The organism is Streptococcus ratti FA-1 = DSM 20564, assembly GCF_000286075.1.
Lineage (GTDB): Bacteria > Bacillota > Bacilli > Lactobacillales > Streptococcaceae > Streptococcus > Streptococcus ratti.
Map to the genome: position 1 here is coordinate 25,374 of NZ_AJTZ01000006.1, position 20,744 is coordinate 46,117.

The window sequence follows — 20,744 nt, forward strand, 5'->3', positions numbered from 1 at the left end:
AAATGAAAGGAAGTCTTTATCAAATGAACTTGAAAAAAATCTTTGAAGTTTTAACAACTCTTACTCTTTTAGTAATGGCAATATACTAATAATTAATATTGATTAGGAACAACTTATATGGGTTTTATTCAGCTTGATAATTCCCAATAATTATGCTAATTAGCTCTGTAATATCTGCAGTAGGTGAGTGCACCTGTTGCGGATATTATGGAGTTTTTTGATTATGAAAAAACATAGGATTTATCATAATAAGCAATTAGGCACTCATTAGAGAGTCTTGTAAAACAGTTTAGAAACCGTAAATTTAAACGAATTGAAAGATAGACTGACTCATCATTATTTATCCGCTTTTAAACACAGGCTTATCTAAACTCTATCCTGTTTTATCTTTCTTTTCTCCTCAAAAAACTTTAATTCCAATATAAAGCTTTCAAGCAGAGTATCATCACTTAGATAAGCCTTGTCTAAATGTTGCTAGCTCTCTGAATTTCTAATGCAAAAAAAGAATCAACTCCCTTACTTCTCAAGGATTAAGAATAAAGATAAATGAGCTTCACTGTTATATAAAATAAAAATAAAAGAGAATTAGCAATACCACCAACAAGAAAAAGAGTTTTGAATAAGATGTCGGCATAAGAAAAAAGATAAATGAAGTTAACCATATCTTTAATTATTTCTTCATTTATCTTTTGTTTTATATTAATAATCAAGGTGATAGTTTAGGATTAAAATTCTTTTATCTAAAAATCTATCATCTACTAAGTAGCTATATAACCAATAACTAGGTTATGATTGCACCAGCAATTGTTGCTCCTGCTGCTGCTCCCAAAATAAAATCTCTAGCAGCGCCATTGAGTTCTACAGAGTTAAGTTCTTCAAACATTGTCTCTGCTTGAAATTCTGTTGTTGAGATATCTAAATTATTCATTGTTTCTCCTTATTATTTGTTCTTGAGCTTTTTGATACTACTTTTTTTCTTCCTAAAATTGATAGTAGTAGGGTTAATACTAGCATTACAGCGGCTACAAGTAAATGTTTGGTTTCTATCATTAAGATTGTTGCCGCAGTTAATAATAAAATTGATTCAAAATAATTTTTGGGTTCGCTATTAATCATACAGACTCCTTTAGGTGAGAATAGCCACACCTACAACAGCACCAGCACCTGTAACAGCACCAGCAATAAACCAGCCATCTCCATTTAATTCTTCTGAATTAATTTCCTCAAACTGTACGGCAGTCATTTTCGTTTCATTATGTTCCTTCATTTTCGTTTTCCTTTCATTTTACATCATTTAATCAGGTAATAACCAAAGCGCCTACGGCAACACCGGCACCAAAAGCAGCAACTTGGCCTACACTGATACCATTGAACTCCTCAGAACTAATTTCCTCAAATTCTACATATTGAAAAGCTTTTTCTTCCATTCTATCACCCCCTTTCAAAATCATATTGAGCATTTCACCAGCTTATAGAATAACCGGTTGCAGCAATGCTTTCCAAATTAATTTCCCAAAGTTAGTGTTTAATTCCTCCACAGTAACTTCTTCAAAAATCTGTAATTCTGTATCATTTTCTTTTTGCACAATCTCACCTCCTTTCAATAAAAACCGAACTTAAAAAGAAGTTTGACTTTCAATTTTTTTAGAAATCAGTTTAAGAGCTTTTTCTAAAACACTCAGATTAATATTAATCTGCGGCATAATAGACAGTCCCTCTTCTGCTTCGTTAATGTAAAGATAGGTTAATATACCAAGCTTTTCTAATGACTTCATAATCGGGAGTGATTGGTTGCTTTCCGTCCTAACCGCAGTCATAATTCCTTTATTGCGATAGGACAAATTTCGTGAATCCAAAATGTTTGAAATTTCATCAGAAATATCTTTTATCTTTCTTTCTATGACCTGCCTAGACTTAATATAATAATCCAGAACAATGTTAGCTGACTCTAATCCTAGAAGATTTCCATTTTGAGTTGAGAAATGCTCCATAACTCTCGGATTTTGCTGCAACTTTCCATCAACCTCTTTATTAACACAGACACAGCCAAAAGGAACAATACCATTATTAATAGCTTTACTGAGACATAAAACATCAGGGCTTTCAGATAACTGTTGGAAATAGAATGGTGTCCCTGTTTTAAAGAATCCAGTAGCAACTTCATCAAAGACTATCAGGACTTGATTTTCTCTCAGCAGTTTTAAAAGTGCATTGAAAAACTCTGTACTAGCAAAGTAGACACCTGCCGAAGCCAAAATCGGTTCAATCATCATGACATCATAAGAGGAGGCCACTTTTGCAATATAGTCTAGAGTATCCTTTTCTTCTGTTACAGATTTGGGATAGTCTATAAAAGTCACTTCTCCATATTTCGGATAGAAGGAACTATTGATACCTTGATCGATACCACTCACTGATATACCTCCAAAAAAAGTGCCATGATAGGAATCTTTGAAAGCTAGGATGCGGTTTTGTTGTCCTTTCTTATTGGTATAATCAGCAATTTTTAAAGCCAGTTCTGTATTTTCTGAACCAGAATTCGTATAAAGAACTCGCTTAAAATCCTGTCCTGTTAGTTCTAAGATTTTTTGAGCCACCTCATCATAAATATTATGCTGAAAAGAATGGATATCAAGATAGGGGAGCTTTTCACTTAACACTTGATCAAATCGCTTGGAAACCCGTTGATACAGAGAATCAATATAGCCGAGCGAAGTATTCCATAAACCGCTTCTTAAATCAAGATACTTCCTGTTTTGACTATCATATAAATAGGTGCTATCCGCTTTGACTGGCTTAAAATCATACATAGTTTCATTGCCATAAGCACCATTTAGCAGAGCATAATGTTTCATTTTTCTCCTCACTTCCAATCTTCTAAATAAAATAACCAAGCAAATTATAAATAAAACTACTAATGGAAAGAATTATCATCAAAAAATTTACGATACCTAATAAAAATATATCTAATCTAAATTTTTTATTCTGTGAAAACATACCCTTGAAATAAGACATGTAATCATCTACTCCGAGTAAATTGCTAAGATACCAATAGCCATCTAATTTTAAAAACGGTAATAAGTTGGTGATAATAAGTCCTAGATTAACAATGATTAATCCAAATAGGAAGCTGGATGGGTACAGCAGATCTATCAAGGTTAAGAAAAACCAAATGGCAACTTGAAACTTCACACCAGCTAAAACCAACTCATTCCTTTTTCCGCCTTTCAAGATTTTATAAAAGGGAACTTTAATAAAAAAGACAGGCATGGAAAAATATCTCAAAGAGAATCCAAAAGTAACTTTAGATGGTTTCAAATACTTATAATAAACCGAGAAATGAGCATACTCGTGTAAGGGGAGAATTACCACAGTGGTCACAAAATAAATTGCTGCCATATCCCAAACCGAAAAGTGCTCTAGCGAAAAATCCCTTAAATCAACAGAAGCAGCCGTTGCTGTAATGGGGAGCAAGGTAAAGCTGCTTACTAACATCAAGAGCGTTAAATACCATTTATTTAAAAATAAAGAAATTTTATAGAAGGCATTAATCTTAGAGCTATCTAAAATTAGTCTAATCAAGTGAAAATTAGTCAATTTCCCTCTCTTATAAGGAGAGGTATAAAAATTATATAGAGGGTTATCAGGCTCTTCAACATCTTTCAAATAATTTTCCAAATGATGGTTAGATGTAATCATACGATCATTTCGAACATTATATAGCCATCTTCTATTATCGTTGATTTGATACTGAATATCTTTGTATTCTTTAATTGTTAGATTCATTATCTACCTCCTAAACAATAGTATAGCCATAGTCCAAAATGAGATTTTGTCCACGCATAGCTCTGCTATTTTCGCTTAGAAGAAAAAATATTGTCCGGCTAACATCTTCAGCAGTCACAAATTTCTTATAAGGGATTTTTGTTAACAAGCGTTTCCCAAAATTTGAAGACAAGAGTTCTCTATTGCTGTCATTGATGATATAAGAGGGCGAGATGGTATTTACCCTGATGTCCTTATCTTCTATTTTGGCGTAATCAACTGACAGATTTTTGGCCAATTGAATTAAAGCGCTTTTAGCAGGGCCATAATCTATTCTTTGTTCGTGAGCAACAACTCCATTTTGAGAAGCCATAAAAACAATAGAAGTTTCATCAGACAGATGACTGTAAATGGCTTTCATAGAGAAGAGAGCCGCCTTTACATTAACATCAAATGTACTATTCCAATCCTGAAGCGTCACTCCAAAAGTATCGTTCATGTAGTTAATACCAGAAGTAAACACAACATTGGGGAAGATTAGGTCTAATTCCTTTAAAAAGGCTTCTATTTTTCCGAAAGAACTATCTTGTCGAAAATCAATAGAAAGGTAAGTTGTTAAATGACTGGATTTTTCAGGAAAATCAATTCCAACAATCCGATCGAAATTCTTGGAATAATTTTTCAAAAAATCCTGACAAATATGACTTTCTGAACCAATTAAAAGCAAATTATTCTTCATGAAAAACTCCTTCTATCATGGCATAACCATCTAAATCTTTAATCAGTTTCATACTAAGACCTAATTCTCTAAACATTTTTTCTAATACTTCATACGAATAGGAATACTTGACAGAAACACCTAACTTCTTGGGACTTACTAAATTATAGATAATCCGTTCTTTGGCCGAATCAAAAAAGTTTACATTGTAAAACTTTTCACCATTTACTTGACTCGATTGTATAAGGCCGGCTGTAGATTCAAAGAAACTTTCTTTCAAGAAGTCGAATACAATTCTCTTGATATGAGGCTGGGTCTCTTTAATTTTCTTCAAAAAATCATAGAAATCTCTGTGGCTAAAAAGTGAGACTGTAGTCGCTGGAATAATAATGACTTCGATATTTTTTTGTGGAAGAGTTTCAATCTCTTGCAAGGTAAGGGAGTAAATCCTACCGCGCCCCTTTGGCGTAATATACTCTGACATTTCTTTTGCAGGTTCTAAGCCAAAAATATTATAGCCTTCTTCAAATAAAGGGTTAAAAATTCTGCCTGTCCCACTGCCAATCTCTAAAACGGGCGTCGACTTATTAAAAAATTGTTTATAAGTATCAATATCATCTTCTAACAGTTCATCTTGATTGATAATTGATTGGTAGTAGTTTGCAAAGATATTATCCTCATAAAGATTTTCAATGATGTCTAGTTCTTCTGCTCTTTTTTGCAGTTTATTAAAAATTAATGAGTTATCCATAAACTTGCAGCATCTCCTTCACTTGACTCATTGCTTCATTGTCAATATGACTGTCTTTACTCTTAATGATATATTCCAAATATTGCGTAACTAGAGCATTAATTTTGAATAAACGCCCGGTTTTAACATTAAAGGCAAAGTGTGAGTTATCATTCTTAAAAGCAATCCACTTCAACTGGTTAAATGGTAAATCAACTGCTTTAATTTGATAGTTATTGTATGGAGTAATAAAATCCATTTCTCCATACACATAGGTAATGTCTAACAAGACTGTCAATAAATATTTCACATTCTCTTGTATTACTAAATTATTATTCTCTGATAATTGCAAACTAGCTTGATTATGCAGTTGCTGGTAATTATCTCCTGAATTTCCAAGCCTAATTTTTTCTTGAGAATCTAAATAAAATTGTCCCTTCACGAAATATAGAGAATTTAGCTTAGCGGTTCCTGTCAATACACCATAATCGGTGATATAATCTGTCAGACTTATCCGTCCAGAATTTACAAATTGATTAAAGAGTTCTCCTAAAGATTTCCGATCCAAAATCTTAAAGTTCAAATTCGCAAAATCTGACACAGATTTAATAATAATCGGTGACTGCTCTTTAACAGCTTTGTCATTATCATTTGTGTAGACAGCACTGTTAATTGCAAAATGATTTAATAAATTACGATTTTCTAAAATGAATGTCCCCAAATCGTCTACAAAAGCATGTTTTAATAACCCTTTAGCCAAGTTCGGATAGGTAGCAGTTTTAAAAGCTTGAAATCCATTTTGAAAGACTTGTTCTGTCTTAAGAGAGCTTAGTTTGTGATACAAATCATGGTTTTTTAATTCGGCTTTAATTTCCTGTATTTTTGAATCTTCAAGTAAACTATCAAGATTCTCAACATCAATTACTGCAATTTCCATATCAAGCTGGTCTTTCAAATAGTTGACAAGACGCTTTAAACGGCTATTTCCATCAAGCGTGACAAAGACATATTTATCAAATTCTAAGAATTCTAAGTAATCAATAAAATCTTCAAAATTTTGATTATCAAAATCAAAATAATCTAAGCTATATTTTTTATCCATTTGGGTTGATAATTTTAGTGAATATAATAACTCATCTTTTTCAAAGACAAAATTTAATCCAATCATATTTTCCTCCGCTTTATCTTCCTCATAATAAGAAAGAGTCACAATAAAATTCGAACAAATTTTATTGTGAATTTCCCTTACTAAGCAGGACTTGTAATCTAAAGTAATCCTCTTTAGCGTTATAAGATAAATACTAATTTATTTATGAGCCAGTAGCTTAACAAACCATGCTGCAAAGGCCACACTTGATCCAGCAATCATTATGCTCGTCACCTCCTTTCAATATCTTACTTCCCTAACTTTTCTTTTGCTGTCTGGCTGCTAGGACAATTAATACTAAAAGTACCAGAATCCAGACAATCAAACTTGATGTTTGTAAGATGGCACTGTGCCAGGAAAAATCTTCCCATTTGGTGAAAAACTTGGTAAAAAGGCCCATAAAGCTGTAGTCTGTTACCTTGGCAACCGTTTTATCCATACTAGAGAGCATCGGTAAGAAAGCTGTAATTAGCATCGTTGGAACTGTAACGACCTGAGCCATAACCTGTGATTTTACAAGCAACCCTAATAATAAATAGAGCAGTACGATTGCTAAAGCCGTAGCGCTGCCAATAATACAATAGTTCGGTAAATGATCAATCGGCACGTCCAAAATAAGCGGAGCGATTATCAGGTAGATTGCTGATAAAACTGCTGGAGCAGCCAGTGTTGATAAGAGGTACTCACTAGTATTAACACCACTGAGCAGCAGCGTTTTGAGGTTGTTCTTTTCTTTTTCCTCTGCCAAAATAGTCAAAATCGGACTGCCTACAGCCAAAACTATGGCAAAGGGAAGGCAGATCATCAAATAAACAAGAGCCATCTGGTCTTTTGGCCCAGACTGACTGTCTATCATAAAACGATAAAGGTAAATCAAGGCCGCAGGCATAAGCACTTGTAAGAGAACGCTCTTATTAGATAGAATAATCTGACAGCGCAGCCAAAGAAGGGCCATAAATTGTCTAAACATTGAGTTTGCCTCCTGTTAATTGAATAAAAATATCTTCTAATGTCGGTTCGCAAGAATGCACAGCGATTATTTTTTCACTGTCATCAATCATCACTTGACCTAGTTCAGCAAAAGTTAAAGTTCTTTCAGAGCCGTCTTGATAGCCCAGTTTCACCCGTTTGTCTTGATTGTATTTCTGGATTAAATCTTTGGGACTGCCCTGTTCAACCAGCCGACCATCATTAAGCAAAGCTAGTTTATCGCAAAGCAGGGTCGCTTCGTTCATATCATGGGTGGTCAAAAAGATCGTTGTTCCAGATTTTTTCAGTTCTAAAATCAATTCATGAATAGCCTGAGAAGTGGCTGGGTCAAGACCTGAGGTTGGCTCATCAAGAAATAAAACTTGGGGGCTGTTAATGAGTGCACGAGCTAAAAGCATGCGCTGTTTCATACCTGTTGAGAGTTTTTCGGCCACTGTCTTGCGGCTGTCATAGAGACCGACCCGCTTGAGAAGGTTGTCAATAGCAGCTCTATCTATCCCATAATATTTAGCATAAAAAAGCAGGTTGTTATAAAGGGACATTTTTTCATAAAAACCACTAGTATCGCTGACTAAACCAATTTTCTGCAATTCTTGGTTCGTTAGTTCATGGGAATCTTCTCCCAAAATAGAGGATCTGCCACTGTCTGCTGTTAGCTGTCCGGTTAAAATATTAATGGTTGTGGTTTTTCCCGAACCCGAAGGTCCAAGAAATCCAAAAATCTGACCCTTATCAATCGAAAAACTAATAGCATCAAGGGCAACGGTTTTGTTAAAAGTTTTTCTAATATCTTGGGCGACAATCACTGGAGTATTCATATATTTTCCTTTCTTATCAGTATGGTGCTATTATAAGGGATAAAAAACAAAAAGAAAACGACATCAGTGTCAGGTGACTTTGATATCGCTGTAAAAATTTAGTGATTCGCTTTAGAGGCTCCCTGATGAAATTTTATCCCAGCACCGCCAACATGCCTTGCCGATAAATATATTGAGGCTTACTGTGTTTGCTCCCACAGCGGTACGGAAAGCTTTTAGGCTGATGAATTCATTTGTTTTATCATCAGATCAACCATTGTAACTAAAACTTTTTGATTGGAATGTATGGGATATTCAGATACTGATATTGAAATGCTGCTCTTTTTCCTGTAAAATGATAGAGGAAAAATTTTATACAGGAGTCTTCTAATGAAAAAGACATTTTTAAGCTGCCTTGCTGCTCTTTTCATGCTGTTTGCAGGCATGACAAGAGCCCAGGCAGATGAGTATTTACGTGTTGGGATGGAGGCTGCTTATGCCCCTTTCAACTGGACCCAGGACACCAGCCGCAACGGTGCTGTTCAAATTGAAGGCACAAAGCAGTATGCCAACGGTTATGATGTGCAGACAGCTAAAAAAATTGCCAAGGCTTTAGGCAAAAAGCCCTTAATCGTAAAAACAAAATGGGAAGGGCTGGTGCCGGCCCTTACATCCGGTAAAATTGACATGATCATAGCCGGAATGAGCCCAACAGAAGAACGCAAAAAGCAAATTGCCTTCTCTGACAGCTACTATACCAGCGAGCCGGTTCTTGTAGTCCGCAAAGACGGAAAATACGCTAAGGCTGAAAGTCTTGATGACTTCTCAGGCGCCAAGGTAACCTCCCAGCAAGGCGTTTACCTTTACAATCTTATCAGTCAGATCCCAGACGTTTCGCAGGAAACAGCTATGGGTGATTTTTCTCAGATGAGACAGGCTCTGGCCTCTAATGTTATTGATGCCTACGTCTCCGAGCGTCCGGAAGCTATTTCATCCATCAAGGCCAATAAAGATTTTAAAATGGTTTCTCTGAAAAAGGGTTTTAAGGTCAGCTCATCCGATGTTGCTATCGCTATTGGTATGCGTAAAGGGGATCCGCGTTTAGAACAGGTTAATGCTGCGCTGGCTCAATTTCCTTTAAAAGAGCAGATTGCTTTGATGGATAAAATCATTCCCCTGCAGCCCAGTCACGACAACAGCAGCCAAGGAAAGACCAAATCCAGCTTTTTCGGTCAGGTCAGCAAGATTCTTAAAAGCAACTGGAAAGCGCTGCTGCGCGGAACCGGTGTAACCCTGCTAATCTCAATTATCGGTACGATTGCGGGGCTCCTTATCGGACTTTTAATCGGTGTCTACCGTACAGCACCTAAGGCCTCTAATCTCATTTTAGCTTGGCTGCAAAAACTTTTCGGCTGGCTGCTTAATGTCTATATCGAAGTCTTCCGCGGAACACCAATGATTGTACAGGCCATGGTTATTTATTACGGCACTGCTCAAGCTTTTGGCGTCTCCCTTGATCGTACGCTAGCCGCTATTTTCATCGTTTCCATCAATACCGGAGCCTACATGAGTGAAATCGTCCGCGGCGGTATCTTTGCTGTTGACAGGGGACAGTTTGAAGCTGCAACAGCCCTTGGTTTCACCCATGGACAAACCATGAGAAAAATTGTGCTCCCTCAGGTTATCCGCAACATCCTGCCGGCTACAGGCAACGAATTTGTCATTAACATCAAAGATACATCAGTATTGAATGTTATCTCCGTTGTTGAGCTTTATTTCTCAGGGAATACCGTAGCCACACAGACTTATCAATATTTCCAAACGTTCTTCATTATCGCTGTTATCTATTTCATTTTAACCTTTACTGTGACGCGCATTCTCCGCCTGATTGAAAGAAAGATGGACCAAGATAACTATACCCAAATTGAAGGAGAGACGCATTAATGACCGATACTATTTTAGAAATTAAACATTTAAAAAAATCTTTCGGCAAAAACGAAGTTCTCAAGGACATTTCTTTGACTGTCAAAAAAGGAGAAGTCATCTCAATCATCGGCTCCTCCGGCTCCGGCAAATCCACCTTACTGCGCTCTATCAACCTGCTTGAAGAGCCCAGCGGCGGTGAGATTCTCTACCGCGGCCAAAATGTCCTTGAAAAAGGCTACGATCTGACAAAATACCGTGAAAATCTGGGTATGGTATTTCAATCTTTCAATTTATTCAATAACCTCAATGTTTTGGAAAATGCCATTGTCGCTCAGACCACCGTTCTCAAACGGCAGCATGCCGAAGCAGAAAAAATTGCCAAGGAAAATCTCAACAAGGTCGGAATGACTGAGCAGTACTGGAAGGCAAAACCCAGTCAGCTCTCAGGAGGGCAAAAACAGCGTGTCGCTATTGCCCGTGCCTTGTCTGTCAACCCTGAAGCCATTCTTTTTGATGAGCCGACCTCTGCTCTTGACCCTGAGATGGTCGGAGAAGTCTTAAAAACCATCAAAGACTTGGCTCAGTCAGGTCTTACCATGCTGATTGTTACTCATGAAATGGACTTCGCCCGTGACGTATCAGACCGTGTCATCTTCATGGATCAAGGAGTCATTGCTGAAAGCGGTAGGCCACAGCAAATCTTTGAAAATCCTAAAGAAGAGAGAACCAAGATTTTCTTACAGCGTTTTTTGAAATAAAGTAAGAGACTGAGAGTGAGACAAAAATCGTGATTTCGCAGATATCGATTTTGCTGTCTCGCTCTCTTTAGTTTGGCTCTTTGTCAGCTGTAGTGGGTGATGAAAAGCTAAGATTTAGATAGAGCTAGGCCGGTTCTGTCTTTTTTAATGTTAGGGCCTTTAATTTTAAGTTATTCTGTAGTATTCTTAAGCTGTTTCATCAGTCATTTTTTAATCAATTGTTGATGTTTTTCATTATAAGTCCTCTGGGGCTTTTTCTATACCCAACTCTTAGCGAGATTTACCACTGCAGAAATGATAGATCCTTTATTTTTCAGACATGATTTATCCTTTTACCTTTTGACTTAAAGAAATTATAAGTTTTCTCGGTTATAATTAGTCAAAACATAAAGGAGGACAAGACTATGGTAACTAAACAAAATCATTCTACTGCTAATATCCTGCTCTTTTTGGCCTCTTTTATTGGGGCAAAATGGTTCTATGACACCTTCTTGATAGTCTATGCTCATTATATTTCAAATTACGGCATGGACTTTGCCTTATTCTTAAATGTCATCATCACTCTTATCTTATCCTACTTCACCTTTGTCCTGCTCAAATTTTGCTGCACGCAGCAGATTAAAAGGACCAGTATCATCATTTCCTACCTCATTTACAGCCTCCTGCTTATCTATGTTATCTTCCTGAAAAATATAGGACACCAAGGACTCGTACTCAATCCTCTCTCCTTTATCCAAGACATCGCCAATGGCAGCAGATTCGTTCCTGCAATGAACCTACTGATGTTTATTCCTTTAGGATTTTTGTACCCACCGTCAAAAGCTAATCTCAGTTTATCTTTGCTGGGACTCATTCTTTTAGAATGCTGCCAGTATGTCTTTCATCTCGGTGTTTTGGATTTAGGAGATATCAGTTTAAATTTTATTAGTTTGCTTATTGGTAATTTCTTCCATATGAGCCGCCTGCCTAGATGGATCAATGAACACATGATTGGCAAAGGCTGCACAGACTTTTAAAAGCTCAGTGATATTCATATTAAGGGAACAGAGAAAATCGTTCGGTCGACAAAACTGATTTTCTCTGTTCCCATTTTACGTGCTGTCAATTCTATAAAGAAGAATTTTTTCTTGACAAGTGAGCATTTACTCACTATAATAGTCGTTGTATAGGTTAGTGATTAATCACTATCTTACTTTATGGAGGATCCTATGGAAAAATTACTAAATTTGCAGGCCCTAAGAAAAAACTTTGGTAAGCAGGTTGTTCTCAACGAGGTCAGTTTTGAATTAGACCCAGGTGAAATTATCGGTTTAATCGGTCCGTCTGGAGCGGGAAAATCGACCATGATTAAAACCATGCTGGGCATGGAAAAAGCTGACAGTGGAGATGCTCTCGTCCTCAGCCACCGCATGCCCAACCGCCATGTACTTGGGGAGATTGGCTATATGGCCCAGTCCGATGCCCTCTATGAATCCCTATCTGGCTTAGAAAACATGGAATTCTTCGCCCAGATGAAGGGGTTATCCAGACGTGATATCCCAGAAGCCATCAGCCATGCTTGTCAGGTTGTTGACTTATCCGAGCATCTAAACAAAGCGGTCTCAGGCTATTCCGGAGGTATGAAACGCCGCTTGTCTTTAGCCATTGCTCTGCTGGGCAATCCTCGGCTTTTGATTCTGGACGAACCCACTGTGGGCATTGACCCTGCCCTGCGCCGCAAAGTTTGGCAGGAACTGCATCAATTAAAAAAAGACGGTGTCGGTATTTTACTGACGACACACGTGATGGACGAAGCCGAACTGACCGATAAGGTTGGTTTGCTGCTTAACGGCCGAATGATAGCTTTTGACAGCCCAGAAAACCTAAAATCAGCTTATGCCGTTGATTCTATTGAAGACGTTTTCTTAAAAGCCGAAGGAGAGTTATGATGAGAATTTTAGCCATTTCAAAAAAAGTTTTAATTGAGCTGCTGCGTGATAAACGCTCGCTGGCACTGCTCTTTCTAGCACCTGTCATCATTATGTGGCTTATGAATATCGCATTTACAGTCAGCACTGAAACCAAGGTGACCTTCGCTGCGGTTGATCTTCCGCAGACACTTTCTGCTTCACTGGATAAGCTCGATAACATCAGCCTGAAAACTTATGACAATAAAAGCACTGCCATCAAGGCATTGAAGGATGAAAAGGCAGATACAGTCCTTGTTTATAAAGGTAAGGAACATTACGAGATTGCTTACGCCAATACCGATCCCAGCAAAACCAGCCTAAGCCGGCAAATCCTAAAGAGCACTCTCAAGCAAAATCAGATTCAGGATTTAATCAACCAGCTGCAAAAAGCACAAAAAACAACTGCAAGACTGCCGCAAGCAGGCAACAGCAGACAAGATCCTCAAACCCAGCAAATACAGCCTGCAGACAGCCTGAAAAGCAAGGTAAAACTGTCTGAAAAATATATTTACGGAGATAAAGATACAACGTTCTTTACCAAAATGACACCAATCCTTATGGGCTTTTTCGTCTTCTTCTTTGTATTTCTCATCTCTGGTATGGCTCTTCTTAAAGAAAGAACCTCAGGAACCCTCGATAGGCTTCTGGCAACTCCTGTTAAACGTTCTGACATTGTTTTTGGCTATATGCTGTCGTACGGTCTTATCGCTGCCATCCAAACAACCGTTATTGTCCTATCAACCATCTGGCTTTTAGACCTTCAGGTAGCCGGCAGTATCGCCCATGTCATCCTGATTAACATTCTCTTTGCCCTTGTTGCTCTTTCCTTTGGTATCTTGCTGTCAACACTTGCCAGCTCAGAGTTTCAAATGATGCAGTTCATCCCTTTAGTGATTGTCCCGCAGCTTTTCTTTTCAGGGATCATTCCTTTGGATACGATGGCAGATTGGGTGCAGGCAGCCGGAAAAATTCTTCCTCTTTATTATGCCGGACACGCTCTGTCTAAAGTCGTGCTGCACGGCACCAGTATTTTGAGCCTCACAGGCGATCTTTTTTCCCTCCTGATTTTCCTTCTCATTCTTACAATTCTTAATATTATTGGACTTAAACGTTACCGCAAGGTATAATGAAGATAAGAATGAGGTAACTATGGACAAAAATAATATTTTAGGCAACTACCGTGACTGGTTAGAACATCATAAAATGCCGGCCGGAAAAAAGAAAACTCTGACTGCTGCCATTGAGCTTTTCTCTCAAAAAGGCTACAGCGGTACTTCTACCGCCCAAATCGCTGACAAAGCCGGTGTCAGTCAGGCAACCATTTTCAAATATTTTAAAACCAAAAGCGACCTGCTGGCAGAAATCATGCAGCCCATGATTCCTGAGCTGAAAAAAGCTTTTCTGCCTCAATTAAAAACTCATACCAACTTAGAAGAGGCTGTCCACTTTATCGTTCAGGATCGCTTTCACTTTTTAGTGCAAAACGCAGAGCTGATTAAAATTCTTATCCAAGAGTGTCTGGTCAATGCTGAATTGCGGCAAACACTGATGGCAAATATTGAAACAGCAGTAACTGCGGACTTTACAAATTATTGGCAGGTTTTAAAAGAAAACAATTCTCAGATCAGCAATCTCAGTGCTTTAGAGGTTGTTCGAATTAATGTCGGTCTGCTCTTTGCCTACTTTGCTCAGCGCTTTATTTTTAACCTTCCCAGTTCAGCCGAAAAAGAGGATCTGGCTCTCATTGAAAAACAAATCCTGGCACTGCTGACTCTGCCGGATTAAGAACCTAAAAACTAACAAGCAACCAACCCTTTCAAAACCTTTTTACATAAACCAAAAAAGAGCAAAAGTCAAACTGTTCTCCCTAAGGAATTGAGTTGACTTCTGCTCTTTTTAACTCTTTATCACACGTCAGTACTTATGTTGGTTACTTTAAGACGTGCAGCTTCAGCGATTTTCTCGTTTTTATATTAATTTCAGAGACGGGCCTACGCCCTATCAGTCATATTTTATGTCCTTACTGTGCTTTTAAAGCTGATAAAATCTGCGTCCGCATATCCTCGACACCCTCTGGATTATTTGGCAGGAAAACGGTTTGATTGCCGCCTGCGGCAAACTGATTCAGAGTATCAAGATATTGGTTAGTTAACAAAATAGACATAATCTGTTCCTCTGTCATACCAACATTAGCTTGTTTGAGCTCAGCGATAGACTCAGCCAAGCCATCAACAATAGCCTTACGCTGCTGGGCGATACCAACACCGTGTAAACGATCTTTTTCTGCTTCCGCAGAGGCTGCTGTAACAATCTTAATCTTATCAGCTTCTGCTAATTCTTGAGCAGCTACCCGTTTACGCTGAGCCGCATTGATTTCATTCATGGACTGCTTGACCTCAGCATCTGGTTCAACCTTGGTAATCAAAGTCTTCACAATGATATAACCATAAGTTGACATTTCTTCTGCCACCTGATGCTGAACTTCAAGGGCAATCTCATCTTTTTTCTCAAACAGTTCATCCAAGGTCAGCTTAGGAACAGATGAACGCAGAGCATCTTCAATATAAGATTTGATTTGTGCTTCTGGGCGCATCAGTTTATAGTAAGCATCTGTTACATTTTGTTCATTGACACGGTACTGCGTCGCAATATTGAGAGTAACAAAGACATTGTCCTTGGTCTTGGTCTCAACAATAATTTCTGACTGCAATAAACGCAGCTGAACACGCGCTGCAATTTTATCAATACCAAACGGAAGACGCAAATGAATTCCACTGCTGGACGTTACCTGATATCTCCCAAAACGTTCAATAATGGCGACTGTCTGCTGACGGACAACGTACAGACCGCTGGCAATTAAAATAATGCAAAATAACAATACGATACACAGAAAGATAAAAATTCCCATAATAATCTCCTTATTTATGTTTCACTTATTATAAACTATTCCTTAGGTCTTGACAAGGAAACTTAGACAAGCATATTATACAGGCTTTCATTTCCATGCAAATTGATATAGCTCGGATCAAAAGCACTCAGGCGATCAATCAGAGCCTGATAGTCATTCTTGTCAGCCAGAGTGATTCCGATGAGAACCGGTCCTGTCCCTTTATTAGCTCGTTTGATGTACTCAAAACGCGTGATATCATCATTAGGCCCTAAGATATTATTAACAAATTCACGCAAGGCTCCCGGACGCTGTGGAAAATTGACCACGAAATAATGCTTGACCCCGTCATAAATCAGCGCGCGCTCTTCCATTTCCTGCATCCGATTAATATCATTATTGCCGCCGGAAATCACACAGACAACCGTCTTACCCTTGATGTCTTCTTTCATAACTTCCAGCGCTGCAATAGAGGCTGCACCTGCAGGTTCTGCAATGATGCCTTGCTTAGAATACATATCAATCAAAGTTTCAGAAATCAAGCCCTCATCAACACCTATGAGTCTATCAACATATTTTCTTGCCGCCTCATAGGTTGAACGGCCGACTTTTTGCACTGCAATTCCATCGGCAAATTTATCAATATGTTCCAATTTGACCGGATGCCCCTTATCAAAGGCAGCCCTCATGCTGCGTGCCCCCATAGCTTCAACACCGACCACTTCAATCTCTGGTGCAACATCCTTGATGTAAGCAGCAATTCCTGAAATTAAGCCGCCGCCGCCAACTGGAACTAAAATCGCATCAAAGCTCAGACCGTCTTCCTGGGCCTGTTCGTAAATCTCATAAGCCACTGTTCCTTGACCAGCTTGAACGTTTTCATCATCAAAAGGATCGATGAAAGTCATCCCTTCAGCCTTAGTATAATCCTGAGCAGCCTGAGCTGAGGCATCAAAAGTATCCCCTACCAGTTTAATATCAACGAAAGAACCACCGAAAAACCGCACTTGATTGATCTTTTGGTGAGGAGTCGTTACGGGCATGAAAATAGTTGCAGGAATTTTCATTTCGTTACAAGTATAGGCAACCCCCTGAGCATGATTGCCCGCAGAAGCACAGACAACACCTCTAGACTTTTCCTCATCAGATAACTGCGAAATGGCATAGTAGGCACCGCGCAGTTTAAAAGAACGCACTTTTTGCATATTTTCACGCTTTAAATAAACAGTCGCTTGGTACTTTTCAGACAAATAACGGTCAAATTCAAGCGGTGTACGGACAACGACATTTTTTAGCACATCATTAGCCGCAACCACATCTCTAGCTGAAATCATAGTTTTCCTCTTTTTCAAAATATTCAGTCTATTTATTATAACAAAAAAACTTATAAAATGATAGACAGAGCTTACAAAGACGGACAAAACTCAGCATATTGCCGGTTATTTGTCAGCATTTATAGGAACTGCCAAACTCTATAGCTTACAAAGCCAGAAACGTTCAAACAACTAAAAATACCGGATATTCTCCGGTATTTTTAACCGTTTTATTAGTTGTAAATCTTGAAAGCATCGTCGTCGTTTTGGTTAACGAATGGCATTGCTTTACGAAGCTCAGCTCCAACCTTTTCGATTTCAAGATTGGCAGCTTCTTTGCGATAAGCTTCAAGGCGCGGACGTCCATTTTGATAATCATCAACAAATGATTGAGCAAATTTACCATTTTGAATATCAGTAAGAACAGCCTTCATGTTTTCTTTTACTTGCTCAGTAATTACACGCGGACCTGATACGTAATCGCCAAATTCAGCAGTATTTGAGATAGACTGACGCATTTTCTTAAAGCCGCCTTCGTAAATAAGGTCAACGATCAATTTCATTTCATGCAGAACTTCAAAGTAGGCTAATTCTGGAGCATAGCCAGCTTCAGTCAGCACTTCAAAACCAGCTTCGATAAGAGCCGTTAAACCACCGCAAAGAACAGCTTGTTCACCAAAGAGGTCTTCTTCAGTTTCTTCTTTAAAGGTTGTTGCCAAAAGCCCAACACGCGCAGCACCAATACCTTTAGCCCAATCCATTGCAATGTCCTGTGCATTGCCAGTTGGATTTTGATAAACAGCAAAGAGAGCAGGAACACCAAAACCGTCTTGGTAAGTACGGCGGACTAAGTGTCCAGGTCCTTTTGGCGCGACCATGAAGACATCAACATCTTCCGGTGCTTTGATGTATTCAAAGCGAATGTTAAAGCCATGAGCAAAGCCAAGGGCTTTACCAGCACTTAAATTAGGAGCAATTTCATCAGCATACAGTTTTGCCTGAATTTCATCCGGCGCTAAAATCATGATGATATCAGCTAATTTAGTAGCTTCTGCTACTTCATACACATCAAAACCGTCTTCTTTGGCCTTGTCAAATGATTTACCATGACGAACACCGATAATCACATCGTGGCCTGAATCACGTAAGTTTTGCGCATGCGCATGGCCTTGCGAACCATAGCCGACAACGGCAATTTTTTTACCGTTAAGTGCTGCTGTTTTTACATCTGCTTCATATAACATTTCTACTGCCATAAATAAAAAATCTCTTTTCTAAAATATTTTTTTATTGCCAATTAGGCAAGGGTTAACAAAATTAGGATAGGTCTCTGGTGAAACCTGTCGCTCCGGTACGAGCAATATTTTTAACGCCATAAGGCTGGATTACCCGAATAAGCGCTTCGATCTTATCTGCATCTCCAGTCATTTGGATGGTGATAGACTTTGGTGCCACATCAATAACACTGGCACGAAAAGGCTGGATAATCGCTAAAATTTCTGCACGCTTGCTGGTCGGAGCTGCCACTTTTATCAGGATTACCTCACGTTCCAAATGAGGCTGATCCGTAATATCGCGGACACGGACAACGTCAATCAGACGATTGAGCTGCTTAATGATTTGTTCGACTTCCTCCAAAGAATCAACATCAATAATAATGGTAATTCTGGAAATATTGGGAACCTCAGTATGACCGACTGAGATAGACTCAATATTCACCTGCCGTCGGGACAGAACTCCGGTAAAACGGTTGAGAACCCCGGTGGAATTTTGAAGTTTGGCTGTTAACATTCTACGCATTAAAAGTCACCCCCAACATTTCCGCATTGCTCTTACCTGACGGTACCATTGGATAAACATGTTCACGATTGGAAATATTAATTTCTATTAACATCGGTTTGTTTTCCAAAATAACTTCCAGATCTTTTTCCAAAGTCAGCGGATTGGAAAACTTATAATGAGTGATCCCATACGACTCAGCCAAAAGCTGGAAGTTTGGTTCGTCATCAAAGGTTGACTCGCTCCGGCGTTCATCATAGAAGGACTCCTGCCACTGGCGAACCATGCCCAGCGAATGATTGTTAATCAAAACAACCTTGATTGGAACACCATAGCCATTCAAAATAGCCAATTCCTGATTGGTCATTTGAAAGCCACCATCTCCGACAAACAATACAACTTCTTTATTGGGATTTGCCAGCTTGGCACCAACGGCTGCAGGAATACCAAAGCCCATCGTTCCCAATCCACCTGATGTGATAATCTGACGTTCATTTTTATAAGGATAAAACTGAGCAGCCCACATCTGATGCTGGCCGACGTCTGTAATAACAACCGCCTCTCCTTTAGTCAGCTTGCCAATTGTCTCAATCGCATGCTGTGGTTTGATAATGTTTTCATCAAACTTATAACTGAAAGGAGCTTTGGCCTTGTTTTGCAGAACTTTGTCTGTCCATTCCCGATGCCTTGTAGAAACCTTATCAGCCTCCAGCAGCTGCTTTAAAGTCTGCTTGGCATCTCCCACAACTGGAATAGCCGTTTTGACAACCTTACCGATTTCAGCCGGATCAATATCCACATGAGCAACCACGGCTTTTTGGGCAAAAGTCTTAGGATTGCCTGTCAGCCGATCGGCGAACCGAGACCCAAAATTAATGAGGAAATCGCACTCTGTCAGCGCCATATTAGAGGCGTAAGAACCATGCATTCCTCCCATGCCCAGAGACAGAGGATGCTCAATCGGCATCACTCCCAAACTCAAAAGTGTAGACACAACAGGAATATTATAACGTTCGGCAAAGGCAACCAATTCTGCAGAAGCCTCCGAATAATTAACGCCGCCTCCCGCTAAAATCAAGGGCTTCTTTGCCTTTTTAAGCTGGGACAAAATTTTTCTGACCTGTAAGTTATTTGGCTCAATGGTCGGCTGATAACCAGGGACATTAAGGTCGGTCTTGTAATAAAAACTGACCATTTTCTCAGAAACATCCTTAGGCAGGTCAACAACAACCGGACCGGGACGCCCTGTTGTTGCAATGTGAACAGCCTCAGTTACAATGCGCGGAATATCTGCTGTATCACGAACTTGGTAATTATATTTGGTGATAGGCATAGTAACACCAATAATATCCGCCTCCTGAAAGGCGTCCTTACCAATACCAGGTGTGGCAACCTGACCGGTGAAAACTAATATAGGCACACTGTCACTCATGGCATCCGCAATTCCGGTGATGGCATTTGTGGCACCAGGACCGCTTGTCACCACAGCTACACCAAGTTCCCCTGTAGATTTGGCAAAGCCTTCCGCTTCATGCAGCGCTCCCTGCTCATGACGGGCTAAAATATGACGGATAGCATCATTTTTATAGATCGCATCATAGAGTGGCAAAACAGCACCGCCGGGATAACCAAAAATGGTTGTTATTCCTAAATTTTCCAAGGTATCAAGCAGTAATTCTGATCCTGATCTCGGACTTTCAAGCTGTATTTTTTCCACGGGAACCTCCTTTGCAATTATTGTTCAAATTTTCAAAAAATTCAAATCACTTAGTTAATATCATAACACTTTTGAAAAATTTTGCAAGTGCATTTGACAATTATCTGCCCTAATTTTCACTGATTTGTCTAAGCTAAATTTCAAGTCCAGATTAATCATCCAGTAAAACTGCTCTAAGAGATTTTTCCTTAGGGTCTTATTAATATAGTAAAAAACTTAACACCTAATCAAAATGAAATAAGCAACGACAACAAAAAAGCTTAGCCTC

22 protein-coding genes are annotated in these 20,744 nt (G+C 38.9%); 6 read left to right on the forward strand and 16 right to left on the reverse strand.

Annotated features, from left to right (window positions below):
- Nucleotides 1-781: 781 nt before the first annotated feature.
- From SRA_RS10370 to SRA_RS09365, 11 genes are all read right to left on the reverse strand, one after another.
- Nucleotides 782-928 (reverse strand): hypothetical protein, encoded by a 147-nt coding sequence (locus SRA_RS10370; RefSeq protein WP_003090209.1) that lies wholly within the window; start codon nucleotides 926-928, stop codon nucleotides 782-784.
- The gene (locus SRA_RS09330; protein ID WP_003090211.1) at nucleotides 925-1,116 is read right to left on the reverse strand and encodes a hypothetical protein; all 192 of its coding nucleotides are present in this window, start codon (nucleotides 1,114-1,116) and stop codon (nucleotides 925-927) included. Before SRA_RS09330 ends, SRA_RS10370 begins: the two co-directional genes overlap by 4 nt.
- Nucleotides 1,117-1,126: 10 nt before the next feature.
- On the reverse strand, nucleotides 1,127-1,267 hold the full coding sequence (locus tag SRA_RS10375; RefSeq protein ID WP_003090213.1) for a hypothetical protein: 141 nt from the start codon (nucleotides 1,265-1,267) through the stop codon (nucleotides 1,127-1,129).
- Between the two features lie 31 nt (nucleotides 1,268-1,298).
- Nucleotides 1,299-1,451, reverse strand: a complete 153-nt coding sequence (locus tag SRA_RS10255; protein WP_155960967.1) for a hypothetical protein — start codon at nucleotides 1,449-1,451, stop codon at nucleotides 1,299-1,301.
- 165 nt (nucleotides 1,452-1,616) lie between these two features.
- The gene (locus tag SRA_RS09335; protein WP_003090218.1) at nucleotides 1,617-2,855 is read right to left on the reverse strand and encodes an aminotransferase class III-fold pyridoxal phosphate-dependent enzyme; all 1,239 of its coding nucleotides are present in this window, start codon (nucleotides 2,853-2,855) and stop codon (nucleotides 1,617-1,619) included.
- Between the two features lie 22 nt (nucleotides 2,856-2,877).
- A complete protein-coding gene (locus tag SRA_RS09340) occupies nucleotides 2,878-3,786 on the reverse strand; it encodes a hypothetical protein (RefSeq protein WP_003090220.1) in 909 nt (302 codons plus the stop codon).
- A 10-nt stretch (nucleotides 3,787-3,796) separates the two neighbouring features.
- A complete protein-coding gene (locus SRA_RS09345) occupies nucleotides 3,797-4,504 on the reverse strand; it encodes an SDR family NAD(P)-dependent oxidoreductase (RefSeq protein WP_003090222.1) in 708 nt (235 codons plus the stop codon).
- Nucleotides 4,494-5,234, reverse strand: coding sequence for a methyltransferase domain-containing protein (locus SRA_RS09350; RefSeq protein WP_003090224.1), 741 nt, complete (start codon nucleotides 5,232-5,234; stop codon nucleotides 4,494-4,496). Before SRA_RS09350 ends, SRA_RS09345 begins: the two co-directional genes overlap by 11 nt.
- Nucleotides 5,227-6,381, reverse strand: a complete 1,155-nt coding sequence (locus SRA_RS09355) for a hypothetical protein (RefSeq protein WP_003090226.1) — start codon at nucleotides 6,379-6,381, stop codon at nucleotides 5,227-5,229. The genes SRA_RS09350 and SRA_RS09355 overlap by 8 nt, the downstream gene beginning before the upstream one ends.
- A 235-nt stretch (nucleotides 6,382-6,616) precedes the next feature.
- The gene (locus tag SRA_RS09360) at nucleotides 6,617-7,330 is read right to left on the reverse strand and encodes an ABC transporter permease (RefSeq protein WP_003090228.1); all 714 of its coding nucleotides are present in this window, start codon (nucleotides 7,328-7,330) and stop codon (nucleotides 6,617-6,619) included.
- Nucleotides 7,323-8,168, reverse strand: coding sequence for an ABC transporter ATP-binding protein (locus SRA_RS09365; protein ID WP_003090229.1), 846 nt, complete (start codon nucleotides 8,166-8,168; stop codon nucleotides 7,323-7,325). The genes SRA_RS09360 and SRA_RS09365 overlap by 8 nt, the downstream gene beginning before the upstream one ends.
- Nucleotides 8,169-8,537: 369 nt before the next feature.
- On the opposite strand from SRA_RS09365, the gene SRA_RS09370 reads away from it, so the two are divergent.
- From SRA_RS09370 to SRA_RS09395, 6 genes are all read left to right on the forward strand, one after another.
- Nucleotides 8,538-10,091 (forward strand): ABC transporter substrate-binding protein/permease, encoded by a 1,554-nt coding sequence (locus SRA_RS09370; RefSeq protein ID WP_003090231.1) that lies wholly within the window; start codon nucleotides 8,538-8,540, stop codon nucleotides 10,089-10,091.
- Nucleotides 10,091-10,831, forward strand: a complete 741-nt coding sequence (locus tag SRA_RS09375) for an amino acid ABC transporter ATP-binding protein (protein ID WP_003090232.1) — start codon at nucleotides 10,091-10,093, stop codon at nucleotides 10,829-10,831. The genes SRA_RS09370 and SRA_RS09375 overlap by 1 nt, the downstream gene beginning before the upstream one ends.
- A 404-nt stretch (nucleotides 10,832-11,235) precedes the next feature.
- Complete coding sequence (locus SRA_RS09380; protein WP_003090988.1) at nucleotides 11,236-11,847, forward strand: VanZ family protein; 612 nt, start codon at nucleotides 11,236-11,238, stop codon at nucleotides 11,845-11,847.
- Between the two features lie 192 nt (nucleotides 11,848-12,039).
- Nucleotides 12,040-12,759 (forward strand): ABC transporter ATP-binding protein, encoded by a 720-nt coding sequence (locus SRA_RS09385; RefSeq protein WP_003090240.1) that lies wholly within the window; start codon nucleotides 12,040-12,042, stop codon nucleotides 12,757-12,759.
- Nucleotides 12,759-13,907 (forward strand): ABC transporter permease, encoded by a 1,149-nt coding sequence (locus SRA_RS09390; protein WP_003090241.1) that lies wholly within the window; start codon nucleotides 12,759-12,761, stop codon nucleotides 13,905-13,907. The genes SRA_RS09385 and SRA_RS09390 overlap by 1 nt, the downstream gene beginning before the upstream one ends.
- A 22-nt stretch (nucleotides 13,908-13,929) precedes the next feature.
- Complete coding sequence (locus SRA_RS09395) at nucleotides 13,930-14,565, forward strand: TetR/AcrR family transcriptional regulator (RefSeq protein WP_003090244.1); 636 nt, start codon at nucleotides 13,930-13,932, stop codon at nucleotides 14,563-14,565.
- 235 nt (nucleotides 14,566-14,800) lie between these two features.
- On the opposite strand, the gene SRA_RS09400 is transcribed toward SRA_RS09395, so the two are convergent.
- The 5 genes from SRA_RS09400 to SRA_RS09420 all read right to left on the reverse strand — a co-directional run bounded on the left by SRA_RS09400 (nucleotide 14,801) and on the right by SRA_RS09420 (nucleotide 20,476).
- Nucleotides 14,801-15,688, reverse strand: a complete 888-nt coding sequence (locus tag SRA_RS09400; RefSeq protein ID WP_003090246.1) for an SPFH domain-containing protein — start codon at nucleotides 15,686-15,688, stop codon at nucleotides 14,801-14,803.
- 62 nt (nucleotides 15,689-15,750) lie between these two features.
- Nucleotides 15,751-17,001, reverse strand: a complete 1,251-nt coding sequence (ilvA, locus tag SRA_RS09405) for a threonine ammonia-lyase IlvA (RefSeq protein WP_003090247.1) — start codon at nucleotides 16,999-17,001, stop codon at nucleotides 15,751-15,753.
- Nucleotides 17,002-17,213: 212 nt separating this feature from the next.
- Nucleotides 17,214-18,236: a ketol-acid reductoisomerase gene (ilvC, locus tag SRA_RS09410; protein ID WP_003090249.1), complete on the reverse strand. Its 1,023-nt coding sequence runs from the start codon at nucleotides 18,234-18,236 to the stop codon at nucleotides 17,214-17,216.
- 61 nt (nucleotides 18,237-18,297) lie between these two features.
- Nucleotides 18,298-18,780 carry an acetolactate synthase small subunit gene (gene ilvN, locus SRA_RS09415; RefSeq protein WP_003090251.1) on the reverse strand — a complete coding sequence of 161 codons (483 nt, stop codon included), beginning with the start codon at nucleotides 18,778-18,780 and terminating at the stop codon, nucleotides 18,298-18,300.
- Nucleotides 18,773-20,476 carry an acetolactate synthase large subunit gene (locus SRA_RS09420; RefSeq protein ID WP_003090254.1) on the reverse strand — a complete coding sequence of 568 codons (1,704 nt, stop codon included), beginning with the start codon at nucleotides 20,474-20,476 and terminating at the stop codon, nucleotides 18,773-18,775. The genes ilvN and SRA_RS09420 overlap by 8 nt, the downstream gene beginning before the upstream one ends.
- Nucleotides 20,477-20,744: the final 268 nt, after the last annotated feature.

Excerpts from the sequence above, each read along its gene's own strand:
- SRA_RS09395 (WP_003090244.1), top strand. The coding sequence starts at position 13,930 with ATGGACAAAAATAATATTTTAGGCAACTACCGTGACTGGTTAGAACAT.
- SRA_RS09390 (WP_003090241.1), top strand. The coding sequence starts at position 12,759 with ATGAGAATTTTAGCCATTTCAAAAAAAGTTTTAATTGAGCTGCTGCGT.
- ilvN (WP_003090251.1), bottom strand. The coding sequence starts at position 18,780 with ATGCGTAGAATGTTAACAGCCAAACTTCAAAATTCCACCGGGGTTCTC.
- SRA_RS09375 (WP_003090232.1), top strand. The coding sequence starts at position 10,091 with ATGACCGATACTATTTTAGAAATTAAACATTTAAAAAAATCTTTCGGC.
- SRA_RS09350 (WP_003090224.1), bottom strand. The coding sequence starts at position 5,234 with ATGGATAACTCATTAATTTTTAATAAACTGCAAAAAAGAGCAGAAGAA.
- SRA_RS09345 (WP_003090222.1), bottom strand. The coding sequence starts at position 4,504 with ATGAAGAATAATTTGCTTTTAATTGGTTCAGAAAGTCATATTTGTCAG.
- SRA_RS09385 (WP_003090240.1), top strand. The coding sequence starts at position 12,040 with ATGGAAAAATTACTAAATTTGCAGGCCCTAAGAAAAAACTTTGGTAAG.
- ilvA (WP_003090247.1), bottom strand. The coding sequence starts at position 17,001 with ATGATTTCAGCTAGAGATGTGGTTGCGGCTAATGATGTGCTAAAAAAT.
- SRA_RS09330 (WP_003090211.1), bottom strand. The coding sequence starts at position 1,116 with ATGATTAATAGCGAACCCAAAAATTATTTTGAATCAATTTTATTATTA.
- SRA_RS10255 (WP_155960967.1), bottom strand. The coding sequence starts at position 1,451 with ATGATTTTGAAAGGGGGTGATAGAATGGAAGAAAAAGCTTTTCAATAT.
- SRA_RS09335 (WP_003090218.1), bottom strand. The coding sequence starts at position 2,855 with ATGAAACATTATGCTCTGCTAAATGGTGCTTATGGCAATGAAACTATG.
- ilvC (WP_003090249.1), bottom strand. The coding sequence starts at position 18,236 with ATGGCAGTAGAAATGTTATATGAAGCAGATGTAAAAACAGCAGCACTT.
- SRA_RS09365 (WP_003090229.1), bottom strand. The coding sequence starts at position 8,168 with ATGAATACTCCAGTGATTGTCGCCCAAGATATTAGAAAAACTTTTAAC.
- SRA_RS09370 (WP_003090231.1), top strand. The coding sequence starts at position 8,538 with ATGAAAAAGACATTTTTAAGCTGCCTTGCTGCTCTTTTCATGCTGTTT.
- SRA_RS09400 (WP_003090246.1), bottom strand. The coding sequence starts at position 15,688 with ATGGGAATTTTTATCTTTCTGTGTATCGTATTGTTATTTTGCATTATT.
- SRA_RS09360 (WP_003090228.1), bottom strand. The coding sequence starts at position 7,330 with ATGTTTAGACAATTTATGGCCCTTCTTTGGCTGCGCTGTCAGATTATT.
- SRA_RS09355 (WP_003090226.1), bottom strand. The coding sequence starts at position 6,381 with ATGATTGGATTAAATTTTGTCTTTGAAAAAGATGAGTTATTATATTCA.
- SRA_RS09380 (WP_003090988.1), top strand. The coding sequence starts at position 11,236 with ATGGTAACTAAACAAAATCATTCTACTGCTAATATCCTGCTCTTTTTG.
- SRA_RS10370 (WP_003090209.1), bottom strand. The coding sequence starts at position 928 with ATGAATAATTTAGATATCTCAACAACAGAATTTCAAGCAGAGACAATG.
- SRA_RS09340 (WP_003090220.1), bottom strand. The coding sequence starts at position 3,786 with ATGAATCTAACAATTAAAGAATACAAAGATATTCAGTATCAAATCAAC.
- SRA_RS10375 (WP_003090213.1), bottom strand. The coding sequence starts at position 1,267 with ATGAAGGAACATAATGAAACGAAAATGACTGCCGTACAGTTTGAGGAA.